The sequence below is a fragment of the Paenibacillus apiarius genome (assembly GCF_017052585.1).
Taxonomy (GTDB): domain Bacteria; phylum Bacillota; class Bacilli; order Paenibacillales; family Paenibacillaceae; genus Paenibacillus_B; species Paenibacillus_B apiarius.
In genome coordinates, this window is sequence record NZ_JAFFHZ010000001.1 from 1,044,863 (window position 1) to 1,060,983 (window position 16,121).

At 51.0% G+C, this 16,121-nt stretch carries 19 protein-coding genes; 10 read left to right on the forward strand and 9 right to left on the reverse strand.

Going from position 1 to position 16,121, the window contains the following annotated elements:
- Positions 1–17 precede the first annotated feature (17 nt).
- Together JSQ80_RS04805 and JSQ80_RS04810 are read left to right on the forward strand one after the other, a co-directional pair.
- A complete protein-coding gene (locus JSQ80_RS04805; RefSeq protein WP_087433312.1) occupies positions 18–173 on the forward strand; it encodes a DUF1540 domain-containing protein in 156 nt (51 codons plus the stop codon).
- 234 nt (positions 174–407) lie between these two features.
- Positions 408–971, forward strand: coding sequence for an acyl-CoA thioesterase (locus JSQ80_RS04810; protein WP_418888868.1), 564 nt, complete (start codon positions 408–410; stop codon positions 969–971).
- Between the two features lie 598 nt (positions 972–1,569).
- Here the strand turns inward: JSQ80_RS04810 and rplT are convergent.
- From rplT to JSQ80_RS04830, 4 genes are all read right to left on the reverse strand, one after another.
- Positions 1,570–1,929: a 50S ribosomal protein L20 gene (gene rplT / locus JSQ80_RS04815; RefSeq protein WP_206094547.1), complete on the reverse strand. Its 360-nt coding sequence runs from the start codon at positions 1,927–1,929 to the stop codon at positions 1,570–1,572.
- Positions 1,930–1,972: 43 nt separating this feature from the next.
- Complete coding sequence (gene rpmI, locus JSQ80_RS04820) at positions 1,973–2,173, reverse strand: 50S ribosomal protein L35 (RefSeq protein WP_206094548.1); 201 nt, start codon at positions 2,171–2,173, stop codon at positions 1,973–1,975.
- 64 nt (positions 2,174–2,237) lie between these two features.
- Positions 2,238–2,738, reverse strand: coding sequence for a translation initiation factor IF-3 (gene infC, locus JSQ80_RS04825; protein ID WP_140397873.1), 501 nt, complete (start codon positions 2,736–2,738; stop codon positions 2,238–2,240).
- A 303-nt stretch (positions 2,739–3,041) separates the two neighbouring features.
- Positions 3,042–4,280 (reverse strand): glycosyltransferase family 2 protein, encoded by a 1,239-nt coding sequence (locus JSQ80_RS04830; protein ID WP_087433309.1) that lies wholly within the window; start codon positions 4,278–4,280, stop codon positions 3,042–3,044.
- A gap of 1,287 nt (positions 4,281–5,567) precedes the next feature.
- Here JSQ80_RS04830 and JSQ80_RS04835 point away from each other — a divergent pair.
- Positions 5,568–6,095 carry a phosphatase PAP2 family protein gene (locus tag JSQ80_RS04835; protein WP_087433308.1) on the forward strand — a complete coding sequence of 176 codons (528 nt, stop codon included), beginning with the start codon at positions 5,568–5,570 and terminating at the stop codon, positions 6,093–6,095.
- A gap of 141 nt (positions 6,096–6,236) precedes the next feature.
- The gene (locus tag JSQ80_RS04840; protein ID WP_087433478.1) at positions 6,237–7,412 is read left to right on the forward strand and encodes an MGDG synthase family glycosyltransferase; all 1,176 of its coding nucleotides are present in this window, start codon (positions 6,237–6,239) and stop codon (positions 7,410–7,412) included.
- A gap of 110 nt (positions 7,413–7,522) precedes the next feature.
- Here the strand turns inward: JSQ80_RS04840 and trmB are convergent, their stop codons facing one another.
- From trmB to JSQ80_RS29420, 3 genes are all read right to left on the reverse strand, one after another.
- Positions 7,523–8,221: a tRNA (guanosine(46)-N7)-methyltransferase TrmB gene (gene trmB / locus JSQ80_RS04845; RefSeq protein WP_206094549.1), complete on the reverse strand. Its 699-nt coding sequence runs from the start codon at positions 8,219–8,221 to the stop codon at positions 7,523–7,525.
- Between the two features lie 162 nt (positions 8,222–8,383).
- Positions 8,384–8,560, reverse strand: coding sequence for a hypothetical protein (locus JSQ80_RS04850; protein WP_206094550.1), 177 nt, complete (start codon positions 8,558–8,560; stop codon positions 8,384–8,386).
- A 175-nt stretch (positions 8,561–8,735) separates the two neighbouring features.
- Positions 8,736–8,864: a hypothetical protein gene (locus JSQ80_RS29420; RefSeq protein WP_272491071.1), complete on the reverse strand. Its 129-nt coding sequence runs from the start codon at positions 8,862–8,864 to the stop codon at positions 8,736–8,738.
- 163 nt (positions 8,865–9,027) lie between these two features.
- On the opposite strand from JSQ80_RS29420, the gene mnmL reads away from it, so the two are divergent.
- The 5 genes from mnmL (at position 9,028) to JSQ80_RS04875 (ending at position 12,733) form a co-directional block, all read left to right on the forward strand.
- The gene (gene mnmL, locus JSQ80_RS04855) at positions 9,028–9,978 is read left to right on the forward strand and encodes a tRNA modification radical SAM protein MnmL/YtqA (protein ID WP_206097471.1); all 951 of its coding nucleotides are present in this window, start codon (positions 9,028–9,030) and stop codon (positions 9,976–9,978) included.
- A gap of 1 nt (position 9,979) precedes the next feature.
- Complete coding sequence (gene mnmM, locus JSQ80_RS04860) at positions 9,980–10,594, forward strand: tRNA 5-(aminomethyl)-2-thiouridylate-methyltransferase MnmM (RefSeq protein ID WP_206094551.1); 615 nt, start codon at positions 9,980–9,982, stop codon at positions 10,592–10,594.
- A 12-nt stretch (positions 10,595–10,606) separates the two neighbouring features.
- Complete coding sequence (locus tag JSQ80_RS04865) at positions 10,607–11,002, forward strand: VOC family protein (protein WP_019421613.1); 396 nt, start codon at positions 10,607–10,609, stop codon at positions 11,000–11,002.
- Between the two features lie 21 nt (positions 11,003–11,023).
- Entirely contained in the window at positions 11,024–11,992 is a 969-nt protein-coding gene (locus JSQ80_RS04870) for a type I phosphomannose isomerase catalytic subunit (protein ID WP_206094552.1), read from the forward strand.
- 264 nt (positions 11,993–12,256) lie between these two features.
- A complete protein-coding gene (locus tag JSQ80_RS04875) occupies positions 12,257–12,733 on the forward strand; it encodes a small multi-drug export protein (protein WP_206094553.1) in 477 nt (158 codons plus the stop codon).
- A gap of 98 nt (positions 12,734–12,831) precedes the next feature.
- On the opposite strand, the gene JSQ80_RS04880 is transcribed toward JSQ80_RS04875, so the two are convergent.
- Positions 12,832–14,679 carry a helix-turn-helix transcriptional regulator gene (locus JSQ80_RS04880; protein ID WP_206094554.1) on the reverse strand — a complete coding sequence of 616 codons (1,848 nt, stop codon included), beginning with the start codon at positions 14,677–14,679 and terminating at the stop codon, positions 12,832–12,834.
- A 171-nt stretch (positions 14,680–14,850) separates the two neighbouring features.
- Between JSQ80_RS04880 and JSQ80_RS04885 the strand changes: the two genes are divergently transcribed.
- On the forward strand, positions 14,851–15,702 hold the full coding sequence (locus JSQ80_RS04885) for a type II CAAX endopeptidase family protein (protein WP_206094555.1): 852 nt from the start codon (positions 14,851–14,853) through the stop codon (positions 15,700–15,702).
- 25 nt (positions 15,703–15,727) lie between these two features.
- Here JSQ80_RS04885 and JSQ80_RS04890 read toward each other — a convergent pair whose 3' ends face one another.
- Positions 15,728–16,051: an ArsR/SmtB family transcription factor gene (locus JSQ80_RS04890; protein WP_087433274.1), complete on the reverse strand. Its 324-nt coding sequence runs from the start codon at positions 16,049–16,051 to the stop codon at positions 15,728–15,730.
- Between the last annotated feature and the right edge of the window lie 70 nt (positions 16,052–16,121).

The following is a 16,121-nucleotide window of genomic DNA, read 5'->3' on the forward strand; positions in this document are numbered from 1 at the left end:
TAAGGAGGTGAACAACCATGGCAAAAGACGTATTATGCGAAGTGAACTCCTGCAAGTATTGGGCTGCCGGCAACAAATGCGCCGCAACCTCGATCTATGTTGTGAACAACCGTGGCAAGCAGGCACATGATTCCGGAGATACCGATTGCAAAACGTTCGAACCAAAGCTGTAGCTCGTGCAAGGCGCAGGGCGACCTTCCCCGTCGCCCTTGCTTGCCATCGTCATTGATAATTATTATCATTCGACTGTAAAAATATACTTCTTACAAATGTTTTAATGGATTACGAATAACCAAGATATGCGAATGGATGAGAGTACATAGAACTGAGCCCGCTCCGGTTGGTGGCTGTAACATATTTCCTGATTGTTCGTCGTGAACCAGCATTTATAATAGGTGTATGACTTCATGAAAGGACGTAATAAACAAATGACCGTAAGCCAATCACCATCCACGCAACCCGAAACGAAGCATTGCCGGGAATCACGCGTGTTCAAGACCGGACGGGTCTTCCCGAACGATGTCAACAATCACGAGACATTGTTCGGCGGCAAATTGATGAGCCTCATCGATGAGACGGCATCCATATCCGCCATGCGCCACTGCCGCTGCAACGTTGTCACGGCGTCTACGGACTCAGTCGACTTCCTGCGTCCCATCCGTCCGACCGATTCGGTCTGCCTGGAATCGTTCGTCACTTGGACGGGCAAGACGAGCATCGAAGTGTTCGTCAAGATCATATCCGAGAATTTATATACTGGAGAGCGCACCGTTGCCGCAACCTCCTTCCTCACCTTCGTGGCCCGCAAGGAAGACGGCTCACCTGCCAACGTGCCGCAGGTCATACCGGATACAGATGAAGAGAAGCTGCTGCACCAATCCGCTCCCGAACGATCCCGGCTGCGCAAATTACGACGCGTTGCAAGCAAGAATCTGGCGGACAAGCTGACGACGCGCAAATATTGGGAATGAACGGCGCATAAGAGCCATCGTTTATAGGGCATACTCCTGTTAATGATGTTCAGGCTAAGGAACATGAAGTGAAGTGATCTGCAAGCTGGCCGGAGGCGCTGCCTCCGGTTATTTATAAGGTCACTCCATGTGCCTCTCACATGAGAGCATAGATCCATTTTCGTATTGCTTCACTCTCCCCTTCCGTCAGTTCATTCAGTTAAATTAGGACAGTAAGTCCGGTAAGTGCAGTTAGTTTAGTAAGTCAACGCAGCTTGTTCAGTTAGTCAACTCAGTAAGTTTATTAGGTTTTCAGTTAGTTTGGCGGTTAGAGGGCTTATCGCCAAAAGTTGGGTCCGCTATTAACTTTATCGTAGCTTCAGCTTCCTACCCATCTTTGCTTTGACGACTCTTTAAAATGGCTACTATTTATTCTTCTGAGCTTAAGGGAGATGGAGCAAGACATTGTCATATGTTTACTCCCCCCGGCAACCTGTCAAATAGCATACACCAGCTTCAACACCGTGGAGGAACCCATCCAATCCAATACACTTATGCGGATCAAAAAAAGCAGCGCATTCGAAAGCTTCGAATGCGCTGCTTTATATACCGTCATCGCTTACGCGTTAACTTTTTGTTTTGCTACTGCTGCCAAGGAGTTGAACGCGTTGATGTCGTTCACTGCCAATTCAGCCAGCATCTTGCGGTTGATGTCTACACCAGCCAATTTCAAGCCGTGCATCATTTTGCTGTAGGACATGCCGTTCATGCGAGCTGCTGCATTGATACGAACGATCCACAGTCTGCGGAAGTCACGCTTCTTGTTGCGGCGATCGCGATATGCATAAAGCAAGGATTTCATCACTTGCTCATTTGCTGTTCTAAAAATACGGTGTTTGGAACCGAAGTACCCTTTTGCCAATTTCAATACTTTCTTATGACGACGACGTGTCGTAAATCCGCCTTTTACTCGTGCCATTTCTTGTTAACCTCCCAATCAATTCATGTATCCGTAAAATTGCTTATTTTAAGTTAGCCAATTGCTGCTTCAGACGACGAACGTCGCCAGCCGCCATAACCGGGCTTGTTGCAAGAACGCGCTTCGTACGTTGCGATTTGTGGGAAAGCAAGTGGTTGCGGTACGCTTTGTAACGGCGAACCTTACCTGTACCTGTAATTTTGAAGCGGCCTTTCAAGCTGCTGTGCGTTTTCATTTTAGGCATAATCATTTCCTCCTCAAGTTCGGTAATTCCATCCGCCGCCTATACCCTGCGCGGCGGGCAACGCTTAGTTATTGTTGTTCGGCGCCAGAATCATAATCATGCTGCGGCCTTCCAACTTCGCCGCGCGCTCTACATTACAAAGCTCTTTCGCTTCCTCCAGAACACGATCCAATACCTTCTTACCGATGGCAGCATGCGCGATCTCACGTCCACGGAAACGAACGGAGCATTTTACTTTATCGCCTTCGCGCAAAAACTTCAAGACGTTGCGCAGCTTCGTCTGAAAATCATGCTCGTCGATATTCGCACGGAACCATACTTCCTTGATGTCCACCGTTTTCTGGTTCTTGCGTGCTTCCTTCTCTTTCTTCTGCATCTCGTAACGGAACTTACCGTAGTCCATAATACGACATACAGGCGGTTTCGCCTGCGGAGCCACGTTAACCAAGTCCAAGTTCGCGTCATACGCCATTTGCAGCGCTTCGCGGAATGGTTTGATTCCGATCTGCTCGCCTTCTGCACCGACTAAACGAACTTCCTTCGCACGAATTTCCTCGTTAATCAAATGATCCTTGCTAATGGTGTGCCACCTCCATATTCGAATTCCCAATCTGCTTATGTTGAGCAAAAGAGGGATGCAAGCTCTATAAAGAGCCCACATCCCTCACATAGACATTAAACATTCATGTGAAACACTGACGTGCAGTGCAAGTCCAGGAACCAGCCAACCTACGTCGGTCAGGTGAGAAGCGGGCGCTTCTTCTTTTTCAAAATCAAATATGCAATTCACATACTCAAGTAATATATCATGGCACCGAAACAATGTCAAGCAAAGAATTCAATGTGCCGCGATATCCCAAACCGCTCTTTACACCTGCTTGCCCTGCATCTCTTCGAGACGTACGACGCGCGTATGTTCCGTGTGGCTCCACACCTTGTTGTTCTGTGTAAAGAACGCGTAGAACGTAATTGGCCACCAAGAGAGCAGATATACCGGGAAGGTGATGAGCGAAGCGTAAATCCGCCAAGACTTCACGCCTTCCAAAACAAGCGCTAGAACAAAGGCCGCGCATGATAGCACAAGCGATACGACAGGCACCCACGATGGCAAGTACTGGAAGAACGTTGCAACGTTCGGCCCATTGAAGAAAGCCGCATCGACCCACATAAACGCTGTCATCAGGAACGTCACCAATACGGTATACACCGTAATCGTGTACAGCGCCATATCGAACTTCGCCATATTGCGTTCCTTGATGCTCCGCCATAAGAGCGGGAAGAAGTAACGGCGCGCCACCGTAAAGTGGCCTTGCATCCAACGCAGCCGCTGACGGGCTGAAGCTTTGAAGGTCAAAGGCTTCTCATCGAACACGCGCGCGTTGTAATTAAGCACCGGATTCACTCCGTTCATGACGCAACGGGCGGTAAATTCCAAGTCTTCTACCAAGCTCGTCGCACCCCAGCCCATTTCTTTCAGCAGCTTGCTTTCAAAGCACATACCTGTGCCGCCCAAGAAATTGGCCATATTCAGATTTTTGCGGGACAGCTGCCACAGGCGGTTGCAATACCAATAGGTCACGCCGTATGCGGCTGTAATCCAGGAATCCTCCGGATTCTTCGTGTCGATATATCCTTGAATGACGCGTGCCCCTGAACAAAGGTCGTTGTTCATTTCCCGCAGGAAATCCGTGCTGACCAAGTTGTCCGCGTCCAGCATAACAATCGCATCGTATTGGCGCGGCATATCCCATAGCTGCTTCAGCATCCATTCAATCGCATAGCCTTTCCCGCGTTGATGCGGATTATGGCGTTCGCAAGCGTAAACGCCGTGTTCCCTCACGATGTCAGCCGTGCTGTCGGAACAATTATCACAAATAACGAAAACGTCGTACAACTCTCTCGGGTAATCCAACGTCTTCAAATTTTCGACTAACGCTCCAATGACCGCTTCTTCGTTATGTGCGGCAACAACAACCGCGAACGATTTCTGCGGGTCGTATACCTTGCGTTCTTTCTTGCGGTAGATGCCGAACAGCGACAAGGTAAACTGGTACACCCCAATCGCGGCCAATAGCACCTGCAGGCCGATAAATAAATTATCCACCATATTTGGTGTCCCCCTTTTAATAACCCCTGATTTATTGCTTTGTTGCAGCGAGCATGCATTTATATATGTGAACATGCTCATCTCTCTATATTTGTTTACCCCGCTGGAGACGGTCGATCACGATTTTCTACTGTTTGCCTTGGTTTGTCAAAACCTTTTATTGGCTTTCAATCGCCAATTGCTACATTATCGCTTGAGTTCGATTGCGAAGTCGCGCTCGATCGGGCTTTCCCGCTGGGTTTGTTTTATTTTCATCCAAATGCTAAAAAATTATGGCTTTGGACCCCCTTTTCGTCAAAAGTCGATGTTCATGTTGAATCATGACGTATAAATGATGCAGGTTCATCCCGATAGAGTCTAGGTTACCCTATACTGTTAAAACGGAGCACTTCCGCTAAAGGTTGCAAGTTCTAACCTTAAATTTCTTTAAGAAATGGAATGGTTTGCATATATCTACCACCTGTTACCCAATTATGTCCCGATTCAAACATGGAGGCACGTTTTTATCCGACGGCGAAAGTGTAAGGTTCCACAATTTGTGTACGGAAATCTGACGGGCCGCCTCCCCCTTTTGTCGTCGAATGAATGGATAATCCAGAACAAACGCAGTCGTTGAATGAATCGGCCAAATTCCTGCTGCAGCAATCCAAACTATTTTCGGGGATGATCGTCCTCATATAAAGAAGCACTTATCGAGCCGATTCCGCATATAATTGATGTCGAACCGGCTCCCGCTGCACGGGATGAAGCGGCTTGCAGCTATCCGAATCAACTCCGCGGGTCCATAGTATATGAAGAAGTTCCCAGCTTATTTGTTGCAGCGAGCGGCATATGCCTGCCTCCATAACAGCATTTCCAAAGATGGGACTCGGTAGAACTCCTAGTGAGAACGAAGTGGCGGCATGGACAAGAGTCGGCCTAAACTGGATCGTTGCTTGAGGATTTGTTACGGAGTGCGAAGGGCCAACCAGCGTTCGGCAGACAAAGCGAAAGAATCGGAGCAATCGGCCAATCGCCGGAGCGTTCATGCCGCTCCGTCCCTTTCAGGCCCGTACATGTCGGTAAATAACGCAATCCGCATCATACAATCTGCTTTCTCGATTTTGAGCCATATATTACTTAGGATAAAATAAGAATATATAATTGAAATCAGCCGCATTTAAAAATATGATGAAGATGCCCGGTGACTTAGCAGGGCTTCAGATAAAATTCACAAACTCATTATCTTCTGTTAATGTTACGTTGTTACAATTAAACATAATTTACCGCATAACGGAGGGAACAGCTATGACCCGTGTTATCGCGTGGCTTGGGCATCGTGAACGTCAATTGTTCTTTTGGATAAATCGACGGCTGCACCATCGCACCATGAATATTTTTCTGTATACGATGACTCATCTCGGCGGGGCTACCTTCACCATTGCGTTTACCGTTCTGCTCGCTCTGTTTGCGCCCGCTCCATGGGCCCGAGTCGGCTGGCAGTGCTTGGTCGCTCTGGCCGTGAGTCATATACCGGTCGCTTTGATTAAAAAATGGTATCCGCGCGTGCGGCCCCACCTGGCTCTGCCGGATATTCGGACCTTCCGCAAGCCGCTTGTGGACCATTCGTTCCCGTCGGGACATACAACCGCCATATTTTCTGTCATCATACCGCTTATTATCGCAAACCCTACATTGGCTTGGGCATTGCTTCCGGTTGCGGCCATCGTGGCGTTGTCCCGCATGTATCTTGGACTCCATTATCCTTCGGACTGCTTGGCTGGGGCCTTGATTGGGACAGGGGCCGCCATCAGCACCGTCACGCTGTGGACTTAAAGAACAAGTTGACACCGTAAGGAAGTTATTTGCGTATTGATGGATATCGTTTTTTATTGATAAAAAAGTAAAAGGGTGACTACCATGCAACAAGCTGTGACATTGACGCTTCCGGCGGGTCCGTTCACACCCGGTTCCGACATGGAAGGCAAAAAGCGCATATTGTTGTTGTCGGAACGATTCGGGGCAGGTCACACCCAGGCTGCCCATGCTCTGGCCGTCAGCCTGAGAAAGCTGTCGCCGCAGCACGTGCAGACGCGCGTGATGGAATTGGGCAGCTTCTTAAATCCGAAAACGGCTCCTCTTATCATAGAAGCTTACCGCAAGACGGTAATCGTTCAGCCGAAGCTGGTCGGATTCATGTATAAAACGCAATATCACAAATCGTTAAACCGTCTGACAACAATGGCTCTGCATCGGGTATTTTACACGCATGCAATGTCGGTGATGCGCCAATTGAAGCCGGATATGATTGTATGCACGCATCCGATTCCAAGCGCAGTCATTTCGCGTCTGCGCCGACTGGGGCTGGATGTCCCGCTGTGCACGCTTATAACGGACTATGATGCGCATGCGGCTTGGGTCAGCCCGGCCGTGAACCGTTATTTCGTCTCCACCCCGGAAGTCAAGGCGAAGCTGGAGGCGCACGGCGTGGACAGCAGTTGCATCCAAGTAACCGGAATTCCGGTTCATCCAAAATTCTGGGAGACGCATGACCGCAATACGAAGGCAAACATCCGGGAACGGTTCGGGTTGAAGGACATGCCGACCGTCATGGTCATGGGCGGCGGCTGGGGGGTCATGGATCCGAGCCAGACGACCGAGATTTTGACTAGGTGGCGCAAAGACGTGCAGTTCATCTTCTGCATCGGCAACAATGAGAAGCTGCACCGCCGTCTGCTGCAAAATCCGCGTTTCCAGCACGAGAACATCCATGTAATCGGCTATACGCAGGAAGTCGACCAACTGATGGACATCTCCGATCTGCTCGTTACGAAGCCCGGAGGCATGACTTGCACCGAAGCGCTGGCGAAGGGCATTCCGATGCTGTTCTATCAGCCGCTTCCGGGACAAGAGGAAGAGAACTGCCATTATTTTACGGAAAAAGGCTACGGTGAGCCTATCGAATCGTCACATTCGGTGACGAAGTGGATGAATATGCTCGCCCATCAATATGATGAAGTAGCAGCCCGGCGCCGTGAGCACGAACAGAATGTGGCGCGCTATCATCCCAAAGCATGCGCAGAGACGATTCTGCGCATGCTGCAGCAAGAGCCGGAGCAAGAGAATCCCGCCTTCTCCTTCTTTGAAGAATAACGGAACGACAAGAACAATCTGAATATGACAAAGAACACGCGAGAGCTGCGTCGTAAGTTGATACGAAGCCTTCGCGTGTTCTTCTTGTATTACGAAACCCGCAGCTTGGCTTACGACAGGGAAGCGCGGTAATTATGAAGAGCCTGGGTGCCGATAAGCACCTCGACCCGATGAATGTTCATGCCTTTATTAACGAATTTTTGCTCATACTCTGTCATGACATGCGATTCGTTAATGCCATCACGGTGCAAATTCAGGCTGATGTCGCGCATTTGCAAGCCCATCTGCGCAAAGGAATTGAGCGAGAATTCAAAGAGCGTCTCAGAGTCCGTCTTCAAGTGAATTTCACCCTTCTCGTTCAGGGCGCGCTTATATTTCTCAATAAAGCGCGCATGCGTGAGGCGGCGGCGGGCATGGCGATTTTTTGGCCAAGGATCGCTGAAGTTCAAATAGACGCGCTCAATTTCATCTTCAGCGAACATCTTTTCCAAAAATTCGATATTCGCACGCACCAGCTTCAAATTCGAGCGGGGCTCCACGCCCTGCTCTTCCCATAACGAGCACGCCTTCTCGCAAGCGCGCGCAATTAATTCATCATACATATCGACACCGATAAAGTTCACTTCCGGGTAGTTCAAGCTCATCTGGCTGATGAACTGCCCTTTCCCCATGCCAAGCTCCACATAAATCGGCCGGTCATTTCCGAACAATTCGTTCCATTTGCCCTTATATGTTTCCGGCTCCAGCACGGCGAGCTGGGATTGTTGCTCCAGCAGTTCCTTAACCCCTCTTTTGCCACGTAAACGCATGTGCTTTCCTCCAATGAATATGATCCAATCCCCTATTTTGAATGAGAACGGGTAAAAAGTAAAGACTACCATAACAGACTCCGGCTCAGCAGCCGCGTAATCAAAAAAAGAATGCCTGCGTTGCCGCGGCATTCTGTCATCAATATCATGCATCTAGCTTCGTTACTGCCGTTCCATGCCGTATTTGCGCAGAATGACCGCGTTCAGCTTGCGCATCGCCTTAGACTTGACCGAGGAATCGGCATGGAATTTCTGCCCCGCCAACGCCATTGCTTCCTTCACCGTCAACTCAATCGTAATCTTCTCTTCTCCTTGCGGAATATGAATAGCAGAGTTCATCTTCCATCACCTCATTAATTGATGGCAACACGTGAGTGGCTTGCCGATTAGCGAAATGGGTTGCTTCAACGCGTTGTGAAAGCGCTTTATCCACTGATTCGAATATAACATGAAATGTGAGGTTGTTCAAGCGGATTTATGGGAACGGAGGCCGCTGGCTGACGATATTTTGTCTTCATACATGTCTCGTTTCGAACAGGTGAATCTTAATCTTGACCAATTCCAGACAGCCTATAGCCGTCTTCTGGAAGCTGTAATCATCGTACAGGGCTAATCCGCCATTGCCGGCTTCCTGGCGTTTCATATCCGTTGCCGCACCGACCTGCGAGCGTCCGCATCTTCGCTTTTGCGGCCAGATCTGCTACAATAAAACCACAGCGCACTCCTCTCCTTCTTTGCAATCGGAGCCGGAGCAAGCTGAAGCATAACCTTAGATTGGAAGGGCTTGTGTGCCATTGAATGAACTAATGAACGAACTACCGCGTATCCCCGGGCAATGGGGAGATAAGCGGTTCCATACATGGAATACCGAGATGCGGAGACAATTCGGGGAGAAAGTATTCAAGGTCATGCTCGATGCCGGCTTCACCTGTCCGAACCGGGATGGACGCATCGCCATCGGAGGCTGCACCTTCTGCAGCGCGCGGGGGTCCGGCGATTTCGCGGGGCGGCGCCGCGACGACTTGGTTACCCAGTTCAATACGATTCGCGACAAGCAGCACGAGAAGTGGCCCAATGCCAAATATATCGGCTATTTTCAAGCGTATACGAATACGTATGCGCCGGTGGACACGCTGCGCGAATATTTCGAGGTTATATTGGAGCAGCCCGGTGTCGTCGGCTTATCCATCGCGACACGTCCCGACTGCTTGCCGGATGATGTCGTCGAATATTTGGCAGAGCTGAATGAGCGCACGTATCTTTGGGTCGAAATGGGGCTGCAGACGATTCACGAATCGACGTCCCGGCTGATCAACAGAGCGCACGACACGGACTGCTACTTGCAGGCGGTACAGAAGCTGCGCAAGCACAACATTCGCATCTGCACTCATATCATATACGGACTGCCGCAGGAGTCGCATGAGATGATGATAGAGACTGCGAAGGCGGTCGCACGCATGGACGTGCAGGGCATCAAGCTCCATCTGCTCCATCTGATGCGCAAGACGCCGATGGTCAAGCAATATGAAGCAGGACTGCTTCGCTTCTTGGAGATGGACGAATATGTGAAGTTGATCGTCGATTCCCTTGAAATTCTTCCCCCGGAAATGATCGTGCACCGCGTCACCGGCGACGCGCCGCGCGACTTGATTGTCGGTCCGATGTGGAGCTTGAAGAAGTGGGAAGTGCTGAACGCGATTGACGCCGAGCTCAGACGGCGCGATACGTGGCAGGGCAAGTATTGGAGGGAGCCATAGCATGGGCTTTCTTTCCGTACTGAGCTATGGGCAGCAGATCGTGAAGGAGCGCGTGCAGCCGGGCGACCGCGTCATTGACGCGACGATGGGAACGGGCGTGGATACCTTGTTCCTGGCCCGGCTCGTCGGGCCGCGCGGCGAAGTCGCGGCCTTTGACATACAAGCGGAGGCGCTGGAGCTGACGCGGCAGCGTCTCCGCTCCGCCTTGGGGGCGGACGGCAGCGCGAGGGCAAGCCTGCATCTGGCAAGCCATGCCGAGATGCGCGGCGCGCTGCCTCCTTCGTGGCACGGCGCGACGGCGGCTGTCATGTTCAACCTCGGCTATCTGCCGACGGTTGAAGCGGATAAGCGCATCATGACGGCGCCGTCCACGACGCTCGCGGCGCTCGACGCCGCCTTGACGCTCCTGCGTCCGGGCGGTGTGCTCAGCGTCGTGCTGTACCCGGGCCACGAAGGCGGCGACCGCGAAGCGGACGCCGTCCGCGCTTGGGCGGAGGCCCTGCCCTCGGCGCTCGGGCAGGCGGTCGTGTACCGCATGCTGCAGCGGCCCGAAGCGCCTTATGTCATCGGCGTGGAGAAACGTTCCACCAGAGCCGGCTTGCCGAACCAACGATAGGAGTTGAAGGATATGGCAGTGCGCAAAATCGAGCATACTGGAATTATGGTCCGTCAATTGGAGCCATCCATCCGCTTCTACGAGGATGTTATCGGCATGAAGCTGAAGGATACGCTAGTACATACGAACGGCGTTATCCGGCTCGCATTCCTTGCCTTTCCCGGTGCGGATGAGAGCGAACTGGAATTGGTTGAAGGCTACAGCGACCGTCTTCCTGAGGAAGGCAGGGTGCATCATCTGGCCTTCCGCGTCGACGACGCGGAAGCCGAGTTGAAGCGCGTGAAGGCGCTCGGCCATGTCGAGCTTATTGATCAGGAACTCGTCACCTTGCCGAACGGCAGCCGCTATTTCTTCTTTAAAGGTCCGGACGGCGAGTGGCTTGAATTTTTCCAAACTACGAGAAACTAGACAACACGGGAGTGAGAGAGCATGACAACACCATACCCACTGAAATTTCAACCTGAATTCAAAGAACGTGTCTGGGGCGGACGCGCGTTGACGCGGTTCGGACTGGAGCTGCCGGAAGGCCATATCGGTGAAGGCTGGATGATTGGCGATCATCCAAACGGCACGACGAAGGTCGTGAACGGCGAGCTTGCAGGATTGGGCTTGGACCAAGTTCGCGAGCAACACGGCAAAGAGTGGTTCGGCACGAAGGGCTTCTCTGAGAAAAACGGACGCTTTCCGCTGCTCATCAAGCTGTTGGATTGCAATGACGACTTGTCCGTTCAAGTGCATCCGACAGATGAATATGCTGGCCTGCCGCAAGGCGAGCTGGGCAAGACGGAAATGTGGTATGTGCTTGATGCGAAGCCAGACGCCAAAATCATTTACGGCTTGAAAGAAGACATCGATCGCGAAGCGCTGGCGAAAGCCATTGAAGAAGGCCGCATCATGGAAGCGCTGCAGGAAGTTCCCGTGCAAGCGGGCGATTCCTTCTACATTCCAGCCGGCACGGTGCATGCGTTGTGCGCAGGCGTTGTAGTCGCCGAAATTCAGCAAAATTCCGACACCACCTACCGCCTGTATGATTATAACCGCCCAGGCTTGGACGGCAAGCCGCGCGAGCTGCATATTGAAGACTCCCTGAATGTCATCGCTTACGAGGGGGCGGGAGCTTCGCGCATGAAGACGGACTCTGCTGCGCCTAACGAATGGCTGAAGCTTGCTGAATCTCCTTATTTCCGCGTAGAAAAAGGAATCGTAAAGCAGCCATGGACCTTGTCCACGACACCGGAAAGCTTCGTTATCCTCGTCGTATGCGAAGGCACGGGCACACTCAAATGGGAAGAGCAAAATTTGCCGTTCAAAGCGGGCGAATGCTTCCTGCTTCCTGCTAATCTTGGCGCATATACACTTGAAGGCGACTGCACAGTGCTCCGTTCCGTCGCGCCTTAACGAATTCCATTGCTTATCCGGCTCTCGATGTTCGTGAGCCGGATTTTTATTTTTCATCCGCGCGCCCTGCCAATTTTCTCCCCAGCGCTGACGAACCGCTCATTTTTCCGGTTCTCGTTTGCAGGCACCGACAGATTGCGGCATATTCCGAAAAAAAGGTTTCCCCGAATTATAGAACCGTGTATTGTATGAAATGGTACGCATGGCCAGGAGATATCCCTAAGCTGAAATTGGAATTAAAACATAATAAGGGGGCGTATGGAAATGGACTTGGATTTTCTATATTCTGTACCCGATGAATGGAAATACGGAGTATTATTTTTGTTCGCCGCTTTACCATGGTTGGAAGTGTTTGTCGTCATTCCATTAGGCATATTAATGGGCTTGTCGCCCATTCCCGTTGCATTGGCCGGGTTTCTCGGCAATTTAATCCCGATACTCCTGATCGGGCTGCTATTTAAAAAGTGGCAGGAGTGGAGACAAAAACGGGGAAAGTCGATAGAGCCGTCTCCGAAATGGGCGAAGGCCCAAAAAATATGGGATCGCTACGGCGTCCCCGGATTGTCGCTGCTCGCTCCAATTATCATTGGCACCGATATTGCCACTATCCTCGCGCTTTCGTTCGGCTCTCCACGCAAATGGGTCATTGCATGGATGACCGTAAGCTTAGCCGTCTGGTCGCTAGTTTTAACCGTCGGCACCGTGTTCGGCTTTGATTTTATTACCTATTTAACCGCCTGAAGCCAGCAGGCGGTCTTCTTCATTGCAATTGAATTATCCACTGGATTAGGATTAGTCCCGGTGCGCTTCGATGGTACAAGGATTGGGTTTTGTGTTTATTAATCTCGCACGAGCTTGGCCCTGCGGGCCGCATTCGCGGCGGATAAGCGATCATGGACGCCTAGCTTCGCATACAGGCTCGACACGTGATTGCGCACCGTTCCCTCCGACAAATACAGCTTTGCCGCGATTTCACGATACTTCATTCCTTTCGCCAAATAATGCAGCACCTCACGTTCCCGTTCCGTCAGCCCAAACGGATCTTCGGCAGGTACCTCTTCCGCTGCGGCCATCCCTGCTCCTTCAGGCCGCCCCTGCTTTATCTGTTCAGTCATGGCCAGCGCCAACGACTGCGGCACAAACGTGCTGCCACGGGATACAAGGCGAATCATCGCAAACAGCTCCTGCGGATGAATGGACTTGAGCAAGTAGCCTTCCGCTCCGGCTTCGATAGCCTGCACCGCATGCTCCATCTCATCGATCGCGGTCAGCATCATCAGCTTGATATGCGGCCAGCGATCCTTTATTTCCCGTGCGGCAGCAATTCCGTCCATTACAGGCATACGAATGTCCATCAGAACAACATGCGGTTCCTCTTCCGCCCCGGCTATGCGTTCAATGGCTTCACGACCGTTGGCAGCCGTTCCTGAAACAATTAGCCCTTGTTCTTTTTCTAACAAAAAATGTAAACTTTCTCGTGTTAGCTGCTCGTCATCTGCAATGAACAATCGTATTGGCGGTTCAGATTCAGGCTGCACAGCGGGAAGACAGCAACTCACCCGTGTGCCTCCATCAGGCTGCGACGCGATGTCCAGCGATCCTCCGTATGCTTGCAGACGCTCTTGCATCGACGTCAGCCCATAGCCAAATGTGAGGCCGTCGCTCCCGACCCCATCATCCTTAATCGTCACACTTATTTTACTGGCCGTATACGCCATTTCCACCTCGATTTGTTCCGCTTGACCATGGCGCACAGCATTCGTAATCGCTTCTTGCACGCATCGCTCCAACGTCACACGATGAACAAATGGGATGAACCGGGGTTCCCCGCTCACTATGAGACGACTCTTGATTCCTGTCTGCTCGCTCATCCTGTTCAGCATGTTCTGCACATGCTCGCTCATATCTATCTCCGAATGCTCTGCTAAGGCTATGCCATGTATATGATGACGCACCGCAGCAAAGCTGCTTCTGGCATGCTGCAGCACACTGTGCAAGCGCTGCTTCGCTTGTTCCGGTTCAGTATCCAGCAAAGAATGTACCGTCTCCAGCCCCATAATGAGCGATGCCTGCGAATGACCCAGAGCATCATGCAGCTCTCCCGCGACACGGGATCGCTCCTCCTGCACCGTGAGTCTTTCCACTTGCTCCGCATATTGTTGAATCGTGAGGAATTGCCGTTCGTTCTCACGCAGCAGCTGCTGCAATCGCTGTTGGTTATACAGGAAGACATTAAAGCCATATCCGATACCAAACAAAATAAGATGGTTTATCATCTGATCCGGCACAGTAAACCAGGCAATCTTCCCGCTCCAAATTCCGAGTAACGGAAACGATGTAAAGATAGGAGCCGACCACCAAACCATTCTTTTGGATGAAAGAAATCCGGCTAACAGCGAAGGAACAACCATATTGTCCAGATACATCGGCATCGAGAAATGCATGAACACATTGATTCCGCCCGCACAAATTATTTCCGAGGCAATAAATAGGCGCGGATGTATGTATCCCGGTCTCCAAAACAATAAGGGAATACCGCCCGACAGAATGAACAAACTGTAGGCTTGCCAATCCGGAAGCGTTACAAAGCCGGGAGTGAAAAGCATATACAGGATGCCGGAGACTATCCACAACACATAAAGGCCCAGTAAAGCCCAATCAATCCAATGCCATTGCCGTTCTTTCATGACTATTCCTCTTTCATTCGTAAAATATGACATTCATATGATTGCAATTTCCGATGTTCCTCACTAGGTGTCCAATGTTCATTTTAATATGCTAATAGAGGTTGTTCAAAAAGTCACCCTTTGGACACGTGCTAATAAGGAAAAAGAAAGAATAACATGGAGGAATGCATCATGTTTTATAACTTATCAGATCGGTCAAAAGCTTACACCTATATGGCACTTGTGCTCGTCCTGGGACTCGGATTCAGCTTCATTCCGAACATCAGTTCCTTTGCCTATATGTTGACGCCTGCCATCGCCGCTATGCTAATGATGTTCATCGTGACACGTGACGGCTGGAAGCGCGCAGGATGGGCAACACTTGGCTTGCACCGTCTCGGACTGCGCATGTGGGCGGCAAGTCTAATTATACCCGTGGCCATCATTGTGCTCAGTTATGTAATGGCTTGGGCAGCCTCTTTGCTGACGTTTCACGTGCCGCGTGACTTCCAAGGATATCCATGGAGTTCGTTTCCAATCGTAATTGTGATTACGTTCCTTATGAACGTATTGACCAGTTCCTTGGGCGAAGAATTGGGCTGGCGGGGATATTGGCTCCCGCTGCTTGCATCTGCCTGCGGAGAACGCCGGGCCCTGCTCATTAGCGGGTTTATTCACGGAGTATGGCATGTGCCGATGATTTTCATCGCAGGCAACTATCATGCGGAACAGAATCCCGTGCTCGCCTGTGTTTGTATCGTCGTCAGCACCCTGTGCCTCGGGCCATTTATCGGTTATGTGCGTCTGCGTACTGCAAGCGTATGGCCCGCCTCCATTCTGCATACGGCGCATAATTTGGCCTGGATGGTTATGGCTGTGATTACGACACCGATATCTGTTTCCGCCTACTATATTAGCGGGGACAATAGTGTAATCAGCATGCTGTGTTATGTTGGATTAGCCGTATGGGCATTCCGACGCCTTCCCATAGCTCCGCTCCGGCAAGCAGCAGCATCATCCTCAGCGCAAAGACCGCCTTTATAAGGCGGTCAGCTTGCGAGCAATCTCCTTATTCTTCTTTGGCCCCGCTACTTGGGGCACTCTCCCGAATCACCTTCAGCAATCCCGGAAACCGTGATTCCAAATCCAACGTCCGCAATGAGATAAACCGCTGAGTCCCCTCCAGTCGTGTGCGAATGACTCCTGACTCCCGCAGCACTTTAAAGTGATGGGACAGGGTTGACTTTGGCAGCGCCAATTCAAAGCCGCCGCATGACAATTCCGATGCATCCATGAGCTGCAGCACTATCGAAAAACGAATAGGTTCGCTCAAAGCATAAAAAATGTGCTGCAATTCAAGCTGTTCCGTTTCCGGATGATATAAAGTTCTCATAGTAACATTGTACTGCAATCGTTGACATCATTCAATAGTTCGAATACACTCGAACTATTGAATTTAGGTG